Genomic DNA, 16,758 nt, shown 5'->3' with positions numbered 1-16,758 from the left:
ATACGGCGTGCAATGCACTGAGGCGAGGACGCGCGGGCACTACCGTGCATTCAGCTGCACATTTTCATGTTGCTCCTGTGTGCTTCACTATAGGTCATGTTGTGACATAGTTTAAATTCAATTGAATTGCGGAAGTTCATGATCGGTGATGCAAAAGAGAAGGGTTGACTGCGTCTGGCGACGTTGGAGCCAACTGCCGAGTTCCACGGATTCCTTCTCGATGCCTCGTGGCCAGAGGCGATCGACGAGAAAATGCACATGTCCGCCATCGCCCGCGTGCTTCATGTTCGATCGTCTCCCAAAAAAATGCGAAAGTCGGTGCCGGCCCAGCGTTGCGACTGCGGGAAATAGAAAGTGAAATCGAGGACTGAATGGCCAGCAACGTCGGCGCTGTCGAGCCGGACGCCGTGTATGGAAAAGGCTTGCACCCGCGAAGATCTGTCAACCACGTCATGCCAGCCATCGAACCCATAGTGCAGCCAGAAGGGCTCCAGATTTTCGATGAGAAGCGCTCGGCCTGCGGGCAGCGCATCGAACGGCTGCACTTGACGCCAATGCCAGGTCGCCGCTTCAGGCCGCTGGGCGTGGTAGCGTCGCTCAACACTCGAGAGCAGTTCGATCGGGCGCCCTTGATGCCGCGCGATCAGCAACTTGAGAAATTCGGCATGTGCCCACACGAGCGGCATAGCGCTGCCAGTTGGTTCGCCAGGCTCGAGGCCGCGCTCGGGTATCGGATCGGTGTCCCAGACCTGTTCCGGAATCAGGCCGCTTGCTCCGGTCATCCGCGTCATCATCTCGAGAGAGGGCAACGGATCGATTCCCAGCATCAGATCGAGATGTGCTCGCTCGCCCGTCAGCAGAGGCCACAAGCGTCCGACGCCCGTACCATCGAAAGGTGCGCCGTTTTCGTGTTCGCCGTAGCCGTCGCCGTTATAACGTCGGTAAGCGATGCCGCGCGGCGTCCGGACACCCAGTATGCCGTCGATGATTTTTACTGTGTTCAGGATGCGTCGATCGCATGCATCCCTCAATCCGAGACGAGCCAGATAGAGGCATTCCATACCGATGAGTGCGACAGCGGGCGCGGTGCTGTCGGCCCGATTGGCAATGTCGATTCGACCTCGCAATCCGCCCTCGCATAGCGGCGCCGCAATTCGAACGTAATAGCCGTCGATGCCAAAGGTCTTGGAAAACGTTCCGTTCTCGACGTAAGTCCAGTCTTCGAGCCGTTCGTTCCAATAGTCGGCGAGCGAGAGGGCGTAGGCGTTCTCGTCGTCCGGCAAATGTTCGGCGGCGCAGACCAGTGCCGCGATCTCGATGCCGAGCGTGAACGGCGAAATGCCGGCGTTTTCTTCCCATCGGTCCTGCTGGCTGCCAGGACCATCGCGCGCGACGTAGCCAATGGCGCGTGCAATCATTTCGGTCGCGCCTGTCGGTGCGCCCATCGCGCTACCCTCGGAGAGCCTGGCTGCAAGGAGTACCGGAAAACTCACTTCATCGAGTTGGACACCGGTCCAGAACGGCCGTCCGTCGGGGTAACTGTTCTGACTCCAAGTTCCGTCCGCTCGTTGCGTTGCAATCAGGTACTGAAGTGTGTGCAGGGTATCTTCCACGCAGCCGATCGCTAGTAGCGCGAGGGCGGCTTCGACGGCGTCGCGCGTCCAGACGAGGTGATACCCGCCGGTACTGTCGCTCGTATTACCCCATGGAATGCTCAGGCTGGCGATCAGCGCACCGGGATAGGTTCGTCCCTCGTGGGCTTTCAGCACCATCGCGGAAAGGCAGGCCTCGTGTCGAACCGGCTCCGACGTTTCCGGAATCGCGATTTTGGCGGCCCAAGCTTGCCAGCCTGCGGCGCACGAACGCCGCACGGTATCGAAGCCTTCGGAAAGGCTCGATCGCGCAAGCGTATGGGCACCCTCGGGCGTCTCGGCAAAGCTGAGCGCAAGCACGCCCGTAGAGGCCGCGAGTTCCCCCATCAGGGCAACGTTGCCGTTCAATGCCTCCGCAAACGTCCAGTCCATGCTCGCATGATGGGCGAAGTCTTGCCAACCGTCCGAATACCCGACGTATCCTGCACTTGCACGTGAGAAGCCGCAATCGGCGGCAAGCTGAAGGGCGACGCTGTCCTTCCATGCCACTAGGCTATCTGCTACCCGCGCATTGTTATGTAGACCACTGCCGCCCAGATGGGGGGCGAGCAGGGTGTAGAGCTTGACGTCGTTTCCAATGAGCCGGAAGGCGACGAGCATCACGTCGCGAATCGGGTCTGGCGACAGATCGAGCTCGAGTCGATACCCGTCACCCTCATGCACAATCCGTGGCAGCGGAATGAAAGGGCTCGGGAGTGAAAGCCGGTACCGACCGACTCGCTTGAGTTCGTGCCAGCCGTCCGGACCGGCAACGATGAAGCCCAGGTCTCGCACTTGGGGCTCGCCGGCCGATGGCCAGTAGACCTCGTTGATGATGCCATGGCCGATGGATGCCCACACGCGGCTACGGCCAAGCGCGGTCGTTACGAGGTCCTTCGCGCTCGAGGTCCAGGTCGGGGCAATCCCAGGCCAGCCGGGCGCAGCGGCCGAAACATCCACTGCATGCGTGTCCATGTCGAAGTTGAAGGGTCCGCGAAAGTTTCACCTGTTGATCGGCTGCTTCATGTCTCCATCAGGGGCGCGATCGCTCAACGCTTGCGGTTCGTCCAGCACGCCGCTATCGATCAGCTTCACGGCATATTCCAATGCATCCCGTCGTGCCTCGCCCTCGGACAACCAACGCTCAGCGAAGAATGGCAGATGCCAATCGGCCAGTACCTCACTGCCTCTCTCGATCCTGATTATTGCAATGTAACCGTCGGGCACTGCGTCGCGCGTGGTGATGCGGCGAACGGGAAAGGCATTGATGCGGATTACCCGTTCCTTCCAAGAGTCCTGAGTCACCGCCTGCATTTGAACCTCCTTCATCGGCTAGCCGGCCAGCTTTTCCATCCGTGCCGCACGGCGACCTTGTATTCCGGCGTGCGCACCAGGCGGTCGCGCACTGACGAGGTCAACCGCTTGACAAACAGGTCGGGGCGGTGAAGGGTGCTCAATAGCTCGCCGGCCTGCATGGACGGATGTGGACCGGCAGAATCGCCGTGCCGTAGTGGCCCGACACCCGCACTGTCTTGCCTTCGACGACGCCGTAATGCGCGGCATCGGCGGCACAAGCTTGCCTGCGCAAGCGCGTCGATCAATTGCCGGCACCGACCGCGCTCGATCGGCGTACTTACCTTACCTTGACGGAATGGGAGAACATTGCGGTAGATCAAGAAGTTAAGTATATATCACAATATGATATATACCAGCGGCGACCATCGGGGCTCGATATCAAGATTGACGTGCCTGTGTTCGATAGGTAAACACCAACTCCTTCTTCGTCAGGCGCGAAGACGAAGTGCGTCTCTTGGTCAGTCCGTGAGCGCCCGACCGACGCGGGTGTGCTCGCGATCAAACGCGCGGAGGACAGTGTCGACTCAGCCCACGCTTCACCTGACGCGCTTGCCGAGCGGGCTTTTTGTCTTGTAGCTCACACCGTGCCGCTCGAGATACTCGCGGATCAGCTGTCGTACCACTTGTGACGACGTCAGATCTTGCGCCGCGCAGAGCATTTCGAACGCCTCTTTCTTGGCGGGATCGATCAGGATGGTCAGGCGTGCGGTTTTCGTTTCCATCGCGAGGAAGAGTCTGCAACTATGTTAATGCAATTCTAATGCGTCAGCCCTCGATCGCACGACGGAATGGATTTTCCGTGCGCAGGCGCTTCATCTATTCGCACGGATAGGGGCAAGGACGTGGCGATCGGCGCCGAACTCAGCGGCGAGGCGAGCCATTGCGGTGTGCGCCGGCTTTCGGGGGACATGAGGTTCGTATGATAACGTCATTATCATGCATTGTTATCTCGATTGATCTTTCGATGTCATAATGCGAACGGGATTTCGCCGTTGAATCCGCAGCTATCCATTCACCTCGTCCAAGTCGAGCGTACTGGAGACATTCCGGATGGCATCTGTATCTGTCGTCAATCTGGTCCTGCTTGACGTAGCGGCCTGGCTCGTGGCGGGTACGCTGGGCCTCGCGGTTCTGCATCGCACGCGGCTCGTGGCGCACGGGCTGTTTCCGCTCGGCGCGCTGGGCGGATTGCTTCTGAGCGCGGCGGGACTCGCGGGCATCTTTGCCGAGCCCTCCACGGCGGTGCTGCCGATCGGGTTACCCGGTCTGCCATTTCATCTGCGTGTCGATCGCTTGTCCGGCTACTTCCTGTTCGTGCTTGGCATCGTCAGCACGGGGATCGGGGCGTTCTCAGCCGGCTATTTCCGCAAGGGCGAAGGGGCGGCGCCCGGGCTCATCTGCTTCGAGTACCACGTTTGCATCTCGAGCATCGCACTGGTGCTCGTCGCGGACGATGCATACGTGTTCATGGTCGCCTGGGAAACGCTGACGCTGTCGGCGACCTTCCTCGTGATGACCAACCACCGGATCGGCGAAATCCGCCGTGCAGCCTACCTGTATTTCCTGATTTCTCACGTCGGCGCGCTCGCGCTGTTGCTCTGTTTCGGCATCCTGCAGGCCCGCACCGGCGACTACACGTTCGCGAACTTGCGCGCGCAGTCGCTCGACACATTCTGGGCATCGCTCGCGTTCTTGTTCGCACTCGTCGGATTTGGCGCGAAGGCGGGTATCTTCCCATTGCACGTGTGGCTGCCGGAAGCTCATCCCGCCGCTCCGTCGCCCGTGTCGGCCCTTCTCAGCGGATTTGTGTTGAAAGTCGGCCTGTACGGCCTGCTGCGCATCGTGTTCGACCTGCTGCACGTGCAGATCGCGTGGTGGGGCGTGCTGCTGCTCGTGCTCGGCGTCGGCACTGCGCTGCTCGGTGTCGTGTTCAGCACGATACAGACCGACATGAAGCGCCTGCTCGCGTATTCGTCGATCGACAACGTCGGCTTGATGATCGTCGCGCTCGGACTCGCCGTGCTGTTTCGCGCGTACGGGATGACGAGCCTGTGCGCGCTCGCACTGACCGCGATGCTTTATCAGATAGTCGTGCATGCGGCGTTCAAGAGTTTGCTGTTCCTGGGCACGGGCGCCGTGCTCCACGCAACGGGCGAGCGCAACCTCGGCAAGCTCGGCGGGCTGATTCGCTTCATGCCGTGGACGGCGTGGGCGGTGCTCGTGGGCGTAGCGGCGAGCGCGGGCTTACCGCCGCTGAGTGGTTTCGTCGCGGAATGGCTGCTGCTGCAGAGCTTTCTATTCGCACCGGATTTGCCGGATTCGATGCTAGCCATGACGGTGCCTATAGTGGCCGCGTTGATTGCCATGACCGCCGCCTTGGCCGGCTACACCATGGTCAAATTCTTCGGCATCGTGTTCCTCGGGCAACCGCGAGAGGCAGCACTGAACCGCGCGCGCGATGCGAACGGGTGGGAACGGCTCGGGTTCTGCTGGTTCGCGACCGCCAGCGTCGTGCTTGGACTGATGCCCGCGCAGTTCGTCAAATTGTTGGACCGGGTCACGCGCACCCTGGTAGGCGACGGCATCGGCGCCGCCAATCATGGATGGTTGCTGTTCGTTCCGGTTTCGACGGCACGCGCGAGCTACATGCCTGCCGTATTCATGCTGTTCTTCATGGCGTGCTGCACGCTTGCGTGGGTGCTCGTGCGGCGCCTTTACCACGGCCGCCTGCGGCGCTCTGCGCCATGGAGTTGCGGCTTCCCGTTCACGAACGCGCGAATGCAGGATACGGCCGAAGGGTTCGGGCAGCCGATCCGCGAGATCTTCGCGCCGCTACTGCGCATCGAACGGCAATTGCCGTCCCCATTCGACACACAGCCGAGCTACCGGGTGTCGGTCACCGATCGCACCTGGTCCGCGCTCTACGAGCGTATTGCCGTGCTCACGCTACGTGTCGCCGATTGGGCAAGCCGCTTGCAGACCGGCAAGATCGCCGTCTATCTGACCTACAGTTTCGTCGTGCTGATTCTGTTGTTGATGGTGGTGAGACGATGGTAACCCTATCCGGCGTGATATCGCAGACCCTCGAAATCGTCGTCGCGCTTGCGGCCGCGCCGCTGCTCACCGGTTGGGTCAACCAATGCCGCGCGTGGCTGCAGAACCGGCGCGCGCCAGCCATCTGGCAGCCGTACCGGATGCTCCACAAGCTGTTCAACAAGGAATCGGTCATCGCGTATGGCGCGAGCCCGGTCTTTCGCGGTGCCCCCTACGTCGTCTGGGCCGCGATGACACTCGCGTGCGCGATCGTGCCGACACTATCCACCGAGTTGCCGCTGGCGCCCGCCGCGGACGCGATCGCGCTGGTCGGCCTGTTCGCACTTGCGCGCTTTGCGCTCTCGCTCGCGGCGATGGACGTCGGCACTGCGTTCGGCACGCTGGGTGCACGTCGCGAAATGCTGATCGGCTTCCTCGCTGAGCCGGCGCTGCTGATGGTTCTGCTCTCTGCCTCGCTGATTACGCAGTCGACGCTGCTGACGCGAATCGTCGCGACGCTGGGTCGTAGCGAGCTCGTGATTTACCCGAGCCTGGCCTTCGCCGGCATCGCGTTTACGATGGTGTCGCTCGCCGAAAACGCGAGATTGCCCGTCGATAATCCGACCACCCACCTCGAGTTGACGATGATCCACGAGGCGCTGATCCTCGAATACTCGGGACGACATCTTGCGTTGATGGAGTGGGCGGCCAGCCTCAAGCTATTCGCCTATTCTTGCATCGGCCTCGCGTTGTTCATGCCGTGGGGCATCGCCGATGCGGGCAATCCGCTCGCGCTTCTCCTCGCGGTGCCGGCGCTCTTCGTCAAGCTGATGGTGGGCGGCGCTGCGCTCGCCGTGGTCGAGACCGCCAACGCCAAGATGCGAATCTTCCGAGTGCCGGAGTTCCTCGCCTCCGCCTTTCTGCTGGCCGTGATCGGCATGCTCGTCCACTTGCTGCTGGGAGCGTGAATGCACGCCTACGCGACGCAGCTCATCAATTTCCTCGCGGCGGTGCTGCTGATGCTCTCGTTCGCGATGCTAAGCCAGCGCCGGATCCTGTCGCTGATCCACCTCTACACGCTGCAGGGTGTCGCGCTCGTGTCGGCAAACCTGATTCTCGGCTACGTGACGCGCGATGCACACCTGTATGTATCGGCGGGGCTGACGCTGGCGCTGAAGGTCGGGCTGATTCCGTGGATCCTGTATCGGCTCGTGCGCAGGCTCGACGTCCGGGCTGACGTCGAGCCACTCATCAATATCCCCACGACGCTGCTGATTGGCATCGTGCTCGTCATCATTGCGTTCAACGTCGCGTCGCCGATCAGCCAGCTTGCGACATCGGTCGCGCGCGGCACGCTCGGCATCGCGCTCGCGTGCGTGCTGCTGTCGTTCATGGCCATGATCACGCGCGCGAAGGCCGTTCCGCAGGTGATCGGCTTTCTGTCGATGGAAAACGGGTTGTTCTTCGCGGCCACGGCCGCCACCAACGGCATGCCGATGATCGTCGAGCTCGGTATCGGGCTCGACGTGCTGATCGGCATCCTGATTCTGGGTGTGTTCATGTTCCAGATTCGCGAGCAGTTCGACAGCCTGGACATCCATCATCTCGAGAGACTCAAAGATGAATGACGCTCAGGTCGTGCTCGCCGTGCTGGGCATGCCGCTCGCGGGGGCCTCGTGCCTCGCGGGCGTGCGCTCGAGCCGCCTCGCGCGCGGCCTGAACATCGGCTTTTGCTTCCTGACGTTCGCGGCGACGCTCGCGCTCGCCGCGCGCACCGTCGAACACGGGCCATCGTTCGCATTTGGACGGGCATTCTTCGTCGATCCGCTCAATGTCTATCTGGTCGCGCTGACCGCGTTCGTCGGCTGGACGACATCGTTGTTCTCCGGGCCGTACATGCAAGTGGAGGAAGCCCGCGGCCGGATGACGGCCCCGCGAATGCGGCTCTATCACAGCATGTACCAGCTTTTCATATTCGCGATGCTGCTCGCGCTCTTGACCAACAACCTCGGCGTGCTATGGGTCGCGATGGAGGCCGCAACGCTCGCGACGGTGCTGCTGGTGAGCGTCTACCGAACCGCCGCCAGCCTCGAGGCAGCGTGGAAGTACTTCATCTTGTGCGGCGTCGGCATTGCTCAGGCGCTGTTCGGCACGATCTTGCTCTACCTGGCCGCGAGCCGGCAACTGACCGATGGCGACGCGCTGTTGTGGACGAGCCTTGCCGCGATAAAAACGCACCTGGACCCGACGATCATGTCGATCGCCTTCGTGTTTTTGCTCGTCGGCTACGGCACGAAAGTCGGGCTCGTACCGATGCATAGCTGGCTGCCGGACGCGCACGCCGAAGGGCCGACGCCGATTTCAGCGGTGCTGTCGGGCCTGCTGCTCAACGTCGCCCTGTATGCAGTGCTGCGCTGTAAGGTGCTCGCCGACGGCGCGCTCGGCAATGGCTTGCCGGGGCGATTGCTCATCGGGTTCGGCCTCGTGTCGGTGCTGATCGCTTCGTTCTCGCTGTTCCGGCAAAAGGACGTCAAACGCCTTTTTTCGTATTCGTCGATTGAACACATGGGGCTGATGACGTTCGCTTTCGGCCTTGGCGGCCCGGTCGCGACGTTCGCTGGACTGCTCCACATGACGGTTCACTCTCTGATCAAGTCGGCGATCTTCTTCGCGGTGGGCCATGCTGCACAGAAGGCAGGCACGCAAGCGATCGACGCCATTCGCGGGCTGCTGCACGTCAGTCCGACGGTTGGCTGGGGGATGATGCTCGGCACGCTCGCGATTCTCGGCTTGCCGCCATTCGGCGTCTTCGCAAGCGAATTTTTGATTCTGACGACCGCTATGAACACGTTGCCGTGGACCGCTCCGTTCTTGCTGCTCGGGCTGGCCGTCGCATTCGCGGCGATCTTCGCACGCGTGCAGGGGATGGTGTTCGGCGCAACGACAACGGCGGTGTCGCTCGAGCACCGGCCGGCGCTGTTACCGGTGTTCGTCCACCTGGGCCTAGGTCTTATGCTTGGCCTTTACGTGCCGCCTTATTTGGCGATGTGGTATCGCCAGGCCGCGACCTTGCTGCTGGGATAGAAGATGCGACTCGACTCGACGCGAATCGATGGATCGACCCGCCTTATGGACGGTGAGGGCCGCATTTCCGCGATCGTAGTGGAGGTCGACGAGCGGCGGTGGTACGAGATTGCGCGCATTGCGCACTCGCAGCAGGGCCGGCTCGTCGCGATGTGGGGCGGCGAAGCGCCCGAAAGCGTATTTTCGGTGAACGCAGCATATGAATGCGAGGACGGCGTGCTGTGGACACGCCTCGCGACGGGACCCACAGCGCAAGCAGACGGTGATTACCCCGATCTCTCCCCGCTGTTTCCCTCTGCAACGCGTATGCAGCGTGCGATTTTCGATCTGAGCGGCTTGCGCGCCCGCGGCGCCTGCGACACGCGCCCGTGGCTCAATCATGGGAACTGGCCCGGCGACTATTTTCCGCTGCGCAAGGAGGTGCTGGGCGTCGAACGATTCGAGTCGAACGAGGCGAATTATGCGTTCGTGCCGGTTGCCGGCGATGGCGTTCACGAGATCGCGGTCGGGCCGATTCACGCCGGCACTATCGAGCCGGGGCACTTTCGGTTCTCGGTCGTCGGCGAGAAGGTGCTGCGCCTCGAAGAACGTTTCGGATACGTGCATCGCGGCGTCGAGCGGTTGTTCGAGCGGACGCGGACATCGGACGGCCACCGCGTCGCCGGCAGGATCGCGGGCGACTCGACGGTGGCGTTCTCCTGGGCCTACTGCATGGCGCTCGAACAGGCGTGCGATGCGGTATTGCCGAAGCGCTCCTTGTATCTGCGGGCACTCCTGCTCGAGCGGGAGCGTATTGCCAATCACCTCGGCGACCTCGGTGCGCTCGGCAACGACGCCGGGTTCGGGTTCGGACTCGCCCAGTTCTCGCGGCTCAAGGAGGATTGGATACGGACCAACGCCTGCGCCTTCGGGCATCGATACCTGATGGATCGAATCGTGCCGGGCGGGGTGGCAGTCGACATCGATTCCGAGGACACGGTCGTCCTGGCCGCACAGTGCGAACGCATCGGTCACGAGGTGCATGTGATGCGCAAGGTCTACGACGATCAGTCGGGATTGCAGGATCGGTTTCTCGGCGCCGGCCGGCTAACCTCCGAGATCGCCAAACATTTTGGCGTGCGCGGGATGGCTGCCCGCGCCAGCGGGCACACGTTCGATGTACGAGCGAACATGCGTCCGGCGCCGTACGACGCCGTGCGCGTCGATCCGGCGAGCGACGAACGTGGCGACGTTGCGGCGAGGGTCGCCGTGCGCTTTGCCGAAATCGACGAGTCTCTGCGCGTGATACGCGCGCTGCTGGCCGGTCTTCCGGACGGTCCGATCTCCGTGGGCGTGACGCCCGCAACGGCCGCTGCTAAGGGCGTAGGCTGGGTGGAAGGCTGGCGCGGCGACGTGTTTGTCGCGCTCGAGATCGAACCGGGCGAGGTAATCGCGCGCTGCCATTGTCACGATCCGTCTTGGCAAAACTGGCCGGCGCTCGAGCATGCGATCATCGGCAACATCGTTCCCGATTTCCCGTTGATCAACAAATCGTTCAATCTGAACTATGCCGGGCACGATCTCTGATGTGGCAACTCATCCGGCAATTCGCGCGCACCGATTTTCCCGACGAACCTGTGCCGGTGGCCGAAGACGCCTGGCGTCGCGAGGAGCGCCAATATCGTCAAGACATTCTCGACTTGCTCGGCCGGGCATTGTGTATCCGGCAGATCGACGCCGGTTCGTGCAACGGGTGCGAACTGGAGATCCACGCGCTGAACAACCCGTACTACAACATTGAAGGGCTCGGCATCAAATTCGTCGCAAGTCCTCGACACGCAGATATGCTGCTCGTGACGGGATCCGTCACGCTGAATATGCGGGCAGCCGTGCTCGCCGCATACGATGCGACACCGGCGCCGAAGCTCGTCGTGGCAGCCGGGGAGTGCGCATGCACGGGAGGCATTTTCGGCGATAGTTACGCCGTGTGCGGACCCGTATCGGCAATCCTGCCCGTAGACGTGATGATCCCAGGATGCCCGCCTCCGCCTGTGGATTTACTGCGGGGCATCGTAACGGCCTGCAAAACGCGTCGAAGCCGAGACGAATTTCCGTGAAAGCACATTGTTCAGCGCGTTCGCGATAGGCGAAGACGCTGCGCATTTGGATTCGCATCCTGTCACCGGGATCGGGATCTGTTGCTCGTGCTTCAAGCGCGCCGTTCGCGCGACCACTTGTCGGTCAACTCGGGAAAGTCTGTGAATACGCGAGTCCTGCCGCCGGGCGTTGGGCCGAAGTCTTCGCGCGCCATTGTGTCATTGACGATGCCCGTCGCCCACGTCCGCGCACCTTCGGAGGCGTCCACGCCCGCCTTTGTATCGTCCAGCACGAAGCTGGCTTCCGGTCGTTGGCCGAGTCTCGCAGCCCCGGTTCTATAACCCTCCGGGTTGGGCTTTGCGGGCACTTCATTTACCGTAACGACGAGCCGGTCCGGGAAATACCGGTCCAACTGTGTCTGACGCAGCAGCATGCCCGCATTCTGCTCCACGCTATTGGTCACGATCGCAAACGGCACCTTATTTTCTTGAGCCAATGTCAGAAAATCATGGACGCCGGCTCTCGCATGTATCGGGTTTCTCTCGATCAGTTCCCGGAAAATTTCATCTCGGCGATCAGCCAAAACTTTTGCTTCTTGCGGCGTACAAGATTTGCCAGCCCGCTTGGCGAGCATCATGACGATTTCTGGATTGCTGCCGCTGAGGGCATCGGCCTCGTGGGGTTCGAGCGTCAAATTGAACTGTTCTCGGGAGAGGAGAACCCAAGCAACGGCTTGAAATTTCGCGCTATCGACCAGCGTGCCATCGAGGTCGAGTAACACCGCCCGCGGGGGCGGCGAGTTTTCCTCTCTTCCCGTCACCGAATGCAGAAAGCTGAGGGGCGCGCGGGCTTTTCCCGCGCTTGGCCGGCCCGCTGCTGCAAGCCCGCCCAACTGGACTGACGGCTCGCGACGCTCTTGCGGTTGCTGGGCGTTCGTGAACGTAGGTTTCTTTCGGGGGGTTCCTGACGACGAACCCGCGCCGATGTTGCCGGAGGTGTCTCCAATTCTCATCTTGATCCTTTTTTGGAAGTGCCGTGACAAGCGCGAATAGCGCTGCAAATGAGTGAACTTTCGATGGCGCGACGCGCTTGCGTCGGTTTCGCCCACGCGCGGGCCGAACTCTCGTGCTGCTGCGTACGCGGCTAAATCGGCGATTCGCCGTGCGGGGCTGCTGCATGTGAATCGAAAATCGCGGTGCTATCCTAGGCGCTGGGAATTGGAGCCATAAGGCAAAAGTGCGAAGCGATGGCAGAAAATACGAATTTCAATTCCAATGAAGGCGAGTGGAGGCCTGGTTCAGGAAGTGCGTGTCTGGGGCTTTGTTCAGCAGGGTAGCAGCCCAGTTGGTTGTGGGGGCAACTATGCATTTTTCACGCAAAACGGGCGCGCCGATGCAGCGTTTGATTCACAAGATCTGCGATTCGACGAGTGCGCGTTGGCCGTACCCGGATTTGTTCCGGAATACGTGGATGCCCTTGTCCTTGATGTACCGAATGAGAGAGTCGTGCCAATTTCATGGCCGAGGGGCGGGGGAACATGAGCAGACTGGGCGCGAGGGGGGTGATGCCGCGCTTCATGCTCGACACTTCATTCGAAACTCGTGCGAGTGAGTTTCGCCGAAGTTAACACAGCTTCGGATTCGTTTACCAGCGATACTTACCACATAGCGCGGCGCGCATCGAACGTCTGGTGCGAAGTTGCCGGCCTGCCTGGCTGACCTTTTATCTAGCGAAAGCATGGATTCGATCCATGCCGATCGCGTGCTTCAGAGGGCCACATGGAATTCCGTCAACGGCGTTCGAACGAAGTCGATTTTTTTCGCGGCGTCGTATTGATCGTCATCGTGCTCGATCATATTCCCGGCAGCGCGTTGTCGCACGTCATGCTGCACGCCTATGCGCTTTGCGATTCGGCGGAAGTGTTCGTGTTCCTCGGCGGGTACGCGTCGGCGGCCGCGTATACCGCCGTTCTGGCGCGCCGTGGCATCGTGGCCGCGCAGGAACGATTCTATCGGCGCAGTTGGGAGATCTATCGGGCGTATTTGCTCACTGCGCTGCTGACGCTGTTATCCGGCGCGACGCTCGCGCTGTTTCACCTGAACCCGCCGGCCGTCGACTTGAGCGGTTGGGCGCCGTTTTCACTGCACCCGATGCGCGAAACGTTTCGCATCGTGTTGCTTACGCACCAGCCGTACTTGTCCAGTGTGCTGCCGATGTATGTCATATTTGCGCTGTGCGTGCCCGTTGCCGTGCCGCTCGCTCGGCGCGCGCCGTTGGCCGCACTCGCTTGCAGTGCACTGATCTGGGCTTTCGCCCCGGAGCTTGCTGCGCTGATGAGTGCGGCCAACGTGGACAAGTGGCCGTTCAACCCGTTCGCGTGGCAAGTGATGTTCGTGTTCGGCATGCTGGGCCGGCTGCACGCAGTGCAGCCGTCTTTCAGCGCGTCGGCAACGGCACGCTGGCTCGTTCGGCTGGCGTGCCTGGCTGTCGCCGCGTTCGCCGTGGTGAAGCTCTTCTTGCTGGCTCAACCGCTACCTGGGGCAATGAAACAGCACCTTGCATTCGTTCGGATCGCCAACTTTCTCGCCATCGCGGTGGTGGCGGCGTATTTCGTTCACCGCGGCGTGATCGGGCGGCTTGCCGCGCATTTGCCGGCCGTCGTGACGGTGGGGCGTACCGGGCTCGTCTGCTTCGTAGGTGGAACCCTGATCTCGATGATTATCGATACGGCGACGCCGCATGGGGTCCACGGCAGCGCTGCGTTGGCGGTGGCGTTGACGGCAGACTTCGCCGCGATCGGCGCGACCCTGATGCTCGCCAAGGCTTGGCGCGGGACACTCGGGCGACAGAAGGCCCGCGAATCGGCGAATGGAGCCGGCTGCGGATGATGGGGCTGCGTGGCGGCACGCGTGAAGCCTGCCGGGCGATCGGCTTCGCGGCGCTGTTGCTTACCGTTTGCGGTGCGCCCGTCGCCCAGCGCGCGCCGAGGCTGCCGATGCATTGCGAGGATTTGGCCGGCTCGGTGTTGCCGCCGGCCAGCATTGGGTTGCCGACGGACGGGGCACTGGTGCAGACGGCTGCGATGGTCCGCGCGACCGACACCGGCAACCAGAACGGCGACTACTGCCGACTGACGGGCGTGATCCGTGCACATACTGCCGGCTCGCCCGACATTCGATTCGAGGTCAACTTGCCGAGCCGCTGGAATGGGCGCGCGTTGCAATTCGGCGGCGGCGGTTACAGCGGCGTGGTCGTGACGGGGACGGGGCCGATGCCCTTCTCGCCGGACGGTGCGCCGCTCGCGCGTGGCTATGCGACGTTCGGCGACGACTCCGGGCATAACGGCAGTGCGTCGCAAGCGAACTTCGGACTGCTTGACGAGGCGGTGTCGAACTTCGGGTTTGCACACTTGAAAAAGGTGCATGACGTTGCGCTAGACCTGATCGAGCGCGGCTACGGACGCACGCCTGAACACATGTACTTCGGCGGCGGGTCGACGGGTGGGCGCGAAGGCTACACGGTGATCCAACGCTATCCCGACGACTACGACGGCGTGGTGGCGAATGCACCGGCATTGAACTTCTCGGGGCTACGGCTGATTGGCGTGCGGATCGGCCAGGACGAATACCGCACACCGGGGGGGTATCTGTCGCCGGTGCTGCTCGAACGCGTGTACGCTCAGACGATGAAGGTGTGCGATGTGCTCGACGGGGTGGCTGATGGCGTGATCGGCAACGTGGAGGGATGTCGGGCCAGAGAGTCCGAGATCATCGAATCGTTGCGTTGCACGGCAGCGGGCCCGCCTGACGACGATTGCCTTGCGCCTGCGCAACTGCACACATTGGAGCGGCTGCGCGACGGTTTGCAACTGCCGTACGAGCTTGCGTGGCACGTCGACGGCTATCGCGGGTACAACGTATTTCAGGGGACGCGCTGGACCAGCATGCTCGGTCTTGCGCATTCTCCGCAGCCCCTTCCCCGGCCCGCATTCGTGCCGAACGGGTACTTGTTTTCTCAGGGCGATGCTTACATCAAGTATTTCGTCACCCATGACCCGACGTTCGATTCGGCGCAATTCGATGTCATGCGGCCGGGACGTTACCGTCAACAATTGGTAAGGCTGTCGGAGACGATCGGTGCGATGAACCCCGATATCTCGCGCTATATCGTGCGGGGCGGCAAGCTCATCACGTTGCAGGGGCTTGCCGACGAGGTGGTGAGTCCGAATCAGACGATCGCGTATTACAACGGCCTCGTTGCGCGGTATGGGCAAGCACGCGTGGACGGATTCATGCGGCTATATATGGTGCCGGGGTTTCAGCACGGGAATGGGGTTTTTATTCCGTCGGTGGACTTGCTCGGCGCGCTCGACGATTGGGTCACGCACGGGGTTGCGCCGGAGACGCTGCTTGTGACCGATATCGCGCAGGCCACCAATGGGCGCACACGGCCGTTGTGCAGGTATCCGGCGTTTCCGAGGTATGTCGGGAAAGGGGAGGTCGATCGGGCGGGTAGTTTTGTTTGTGCGCGGGAGTGAGGCAATCCAACGGCTTTTTTCGGCGGGCGTTCGCCGAAGAATCTCTTCGTACGTCATGCTGCGCCAGACGCGCTCGACACACATGTTGTTGCGCCAGCAGCTCTTGCCGTCCATCGCGTCCGTTCGCCCTTGACTGCCGTAGCGGGGATTCTCGGAACAACGCGGCACGAGCCGGAACATATCCATGGTGCCCGGGACCGGACTCGAACCGGCAAGCCGTGAGGCGGCGGATTTTCGTCACACTGCATCTTTCGATGCCGACGATGCGCGCATCATCGTTCGTGCGCTGGACTATGCCTTCGCCATCGCGTTCGAACACGAGCATGCTCGTGCGCGTCGCATTAGGCGCCCCCCGTCTAGTCTCTACACCTTCCGCGAAACGGCCTGGCTGCGCAGGCCGTATTTTCGGGCTTGGCTCGGCGTTGCCTCGGCGCAATCGGCTTGCTCGCTGTCGTTGTATCGCGAGCGCCGGCGCGCCAGGGGGTTCGCCGAATTTGAAGGGTTCTGCACCGACCGTTTCCGGCCGGGCACTCAATCGCTTAAGTCCGCTATGTTTACCAATTTCATCACCCGGGCAGGGCGGACGCGATTCTACCACTGGTCGCGACGCGCGCAGCGACGAATCGGCGGTTCGATGAACCTGTCCGATGCACCCGCCGCGTCGGCTCGTCCGCCGCGGTGCTAGCATAACGTGCGACGCAACCTGCACTCATACCCGCGGGCGCGGCGCTCGAACCGAAGCGACCGTTTCGAAGCGTTCGCGGTACGCGGCCAACGCACAAGGAGGCGGCCATGGATGGCTTCGTCCGGCACCAAATGGAAGGCGTCTCGGTGGATATCCAGGTCGTACCTGCGGCGCGAGGCGGTTTCGCCGCCCGCTTCAGGGTATCGGGGGAAGCGGGCGACGAGGCCGACTGGCCCGTCGTCCACGTCGCCAACGGCCCATTCGCCACTGCGCTGCAGGCCGAGGAAGCGGCGAAATCCGCAGCGCTCGAACATATTCTCGAGCGTGGCTCGCCGCCCCATTGACCCCTTCGCAGG

14 protein-coding genes are annotated in these 16,758 nt (G+C 62.1%); 9 read left to right on the top strand and 5 right to left on the bottom strand.

Annotated elements, in window-relative coordinates; translation table 11 throughout:
* Nucleotides 1–117: 117 nt before the first annotated feature.
* The 4 genes from QQS38_RS19680 to QQS38_RS19665 form a co-directional block, all read right to left on the bottom strand.
* On the bottom strand, nucleotides 118–285 hold the full coding sequence (locus tag QQS38_RS19680; RefSeq protein WP_479647028.1) for a DUF488 family protein, N3 subclade: 168 nt from the start codon (nucleotides 283–285) through the stop codon (nucleotides 118–120).
* Nucleotides 282–2,606 carry a glycoside hydrolase family 15 protein gene (locus QQS38_RS19675; RefSeq protein WP_479647027.1) on the bottom strand — a complete coding sequence of 775 codons (2,325 nt, stop codon included), beginning with the start codon at nucleotides 2,604–2,606 and terminating at the stop codon, nucleotides 282–284. The genes QQS38_RS19680 and QQS38_RS19675 overlap by 4 nt, the downstream gene beginning before the upstream one ends.
* A gap of 27 nt (nucleotides 2,607–2,633) precedes the next feature.
* A complete protein-coding gene (locus tag QQS38_RS19670) occupies nucleotides 2,634–2,945 on the bottom strand; it encodes a hypothetical protein (RefSeq protein WP_479647026.1) in 312 nt (103 codons plus the stop codon).
* A 578-nt stretch (nucleotides 2,946–3,523) separates the two neighbouring features.
* A complete protein-coding gene (locus tag QQS38_RS19665; protein WP_102610005.1) occupies nucleotides 3,524–3,709 on the bottom strand; it encodes a ribbon-helix-helix protein, CopG family in 186 nt (61 codons plus the stop codon).
* Between the two features lie 328 nt (nucleotides 3,710–4,037).
* Between QQS38_RS19665 and hyfB the strand changes: the two genes are divergently transcribed.
* The 6 genes from hyfB to QQS38_RS19635 are packed head-to-tail and all read left to right on the top strand — an operon-like array spanning nucleotide 4,038 to nucleotide 11,200.
* Nucleotides 4,038–6,044 carry a hydrogenase 4 subunit B gene (gene hyfB, locus QQS38_RS19660; RefSeq protein ID WP_479647025.1) on the top strand — a complete coding sequence of 669 codons (2,007 nt, stop codon included), beginning with the start codon at nucleotides 4,038–4,040 and terminating at the stop codon, nucleotides 6,042–6,044.
* Nucleotides 6,038–6,988, top strand: a complete 951-nt coding sequence (locus tag QQS38_RS19655; protein WP_479647024.1) for a respiratory chain complex I subunit 1 family protein — start codon at nucleotides 6,038–6,040, stop codon at nucleotides 6,986–6,988. Before hyfB ends, QQS38_RS19655 begins: the two co-directional genes overlap by 7 nt.
* Nucleotides 6,989–7,648: a formate hydrogenlyase gene (locus QQS38_RS19650; protein WP_479647023.1), complete on the top strand. Its 660-nt coding sequence runs from the start codon at nucleotides 6,989–6,991 to the stop codon at nucleotides 7,646–7,648. It abuts the gene before it with no gap.
* Nucleotides 7,641–9,104: a hydrogenase 4 subunit F gene (locus QQS38_RS19645; protein WP_479647022.1), complete on the top strand. Its 1,464-nt coding sequence runs from the start codon at nucleotides 7,641–7,643 to the stop codon at nucleotides 9,102–9,104. The genes QQS38_RS19650 and QQS38_RS19645 overlap by 8 nt, the downstream gene beginning before the upstream one ends.
* A gap of 3 nt (nucleotides 9,105–9,107) precedes the next feature.
* Nucleotides 9,108–10,670, top strand: coding sequence for a hydrogenase large subunit (locus tag QQS38_RS19640; RefSeq protein WP_479647021.1), 1,563 nt, complete (start codon nucleotides 9,108–9,110; stop codon nucleotides 10,668–10,670).
* Nucleotides 10,670–11,200, top strand: coding sequence for an NADH-quinone oxidoreductase subunit B family protein (locus QQS38_RS19635; protein WP_479647020.1), 531 nt, complete (start codon nucleotides 10,670–10,672; stop codon nucleotides 11,198–11,200). Before QQS38_RS19640 ends, QQS38_RS19635 begins: the two co-directional genes overlap by 1 nt.
* Nucleotides 11,201–11,292: 92 nt before the next feature.
* Here QQS38_RS19635 and QQS38_RS19630 read toward each other — a convergent pair whose 3' ends face one another.
* Nucleotides 11,293–12,288, bottom strand: a complete 996-nt coding sequence (locus QQS38_RS19630) for an HAD family hydrolase (RefSeq protein WP_479647019.1) — start codon at nucleotides 12,286–12,288, stop codon at nucleotides 11,293–11,295.
* A 670-nt stretch (nucleotides 12,289–12,958) separates the two neighbouring features.
* Here QQS38_RS19630 and QQS38_RS19625 point away from each other — a divergent pair.
* From QQS38_RS19625 to QQS38_RS19615, 3 genes are all read left to right on the top strand, one after another.
* Nucleotides 12,959–14,068, top strand: coding sequence for an OpgC domain-containing protein (locus QQS38_RS19625; RefSeq protein WP_479647018.1), 1,110 nt, complete (start codon nucleotides 12,959–12,961; stop codon nucleotides 14,066–14,068).
* Nucleotides 14,065–15,717, top strand: coding sequence for a tannase/feruloyl esterase family alpha/beta hydrolase (locus QQS38_RS19620; RefSeq protein ID WP_479647017.1), 1,653 nt, complete (start codon nucleotides 14,065–14,067; stop codon nucleotides 15,715–15,717). The genes QQS38_RS19625 and QQS38_RS19620 overlap by 4 nt, the downstream gene beginning before the upstream one ends.
* Before the next feature lie 792 nt (nucleotides 15,718–16,509).
* Nucleotides 16,510–16,746: a hypothetical protein gene (locus QQS38_RS19615; RefSeq protein ID WP_479647016.1), complete on the top strand. Its 237-nt coding sequence runs from the start codon at nucleotides 16,510–16,512 to the stop codon at nucleotides 16,744–16,746.
* Nucleotides 16,747–16,758 lie beyond the last annotated feature (12 nt).

It is taken from the genome of Trinickia sp. Z7 (assembly GCF_056498045.1).
Note: the sequence above shows the minus strand (reverse complement) of the source record. Positions and strands in the feature narration are given on the sequence as shown.

Coding starts and splice junctions, on each gene's coding strand:
- QQS38_RS19680 (WP_479647028.1), bottom strand. CDS start 285: ATGAAGCACGCGGGCGATGGCGGACATGTGCATTTTCTCGTCGATCGC.
- QQS38_RS19675 (WP_479647027.1), bottom strand. CDS start 2,606: ATGGACACGCATGCAGTGGATGTTTCGGCCGCTGCGCCCGGCTGGCCT.
- QQS38_RS19670 (WP_479647026.1), bottom strand. CDS start 2,945: ATGCAGGCGGTGACTCAGGACTCTTGGAAGGAACGGGTAATCCGCATC.
- QQS38_RS19665 (WP_102610005.1), bottom strand. CDS start 3,709: ATGGAAACGAAAACCGCACGCCTGACCATCCTGATCGATCCCGCCAAG.
- hyfB (WP_479647025.1), top strand. CDS start 4,038: ATGGCATCTGTATCTGTCGTCAATCTGGTCCTGCTTGACGTAGCGGCC.
- QQS38_RS19655 (WP_479647024.1), top strand. CDS start 6,038: ATGGTAACCCTATCCGGCGTGATATCGCAGACCCTCGAAATCGTCGTC.
- QQS38_RS19650 (WP_479647023.1), top strand. CDS start 6,989: ATGCACGCCTACGCGACGCAGCTCATCAATTTCCTCGCGGCGGTGCTG.
- QQS38_RS19645 (WP_479647022.1), top strand. CDS start 7,641: ATGAATGACGCTCAGGTCGTGCTCGCCGTGCTGGGCATGCCGCTCGCG.
- QQS38_RS19640 (WP_479647021.1), top strand. CDS start 9,108: ATGCGACTCGACTCGACGCGAATCGATGGATCGACCCGCCTTATGGAC.
- QQS38_RS19635 (WP_479647020.1), top strand. CDS start 10,670: ATGTGGCAACTCATCCGGCAATTCGCGCGCACCGATTTTCCCGACGAA.
- QQS38_RS19625 (WP_479647018.1), top strand. CDS start 12,959: ATGGAATTCCGTCAACGGCGTTCGAACGAAGTCGATTTTTTTCGCGGC.
- QQS38_RS19620 (WP_479647017.1), top strand. CDS start 14,065: ATGATGGGGCTGCGTGGCGGCACGCGTGAAGCCTGCCGGGCGATCGGC.
- QQS38_RS19615 (WP_479647016.1), top strand. CDS start 16,510: ATGGATGGCTTCGTCCGGCACCAAATGGAAGGCGTCTCGGTGGATATC.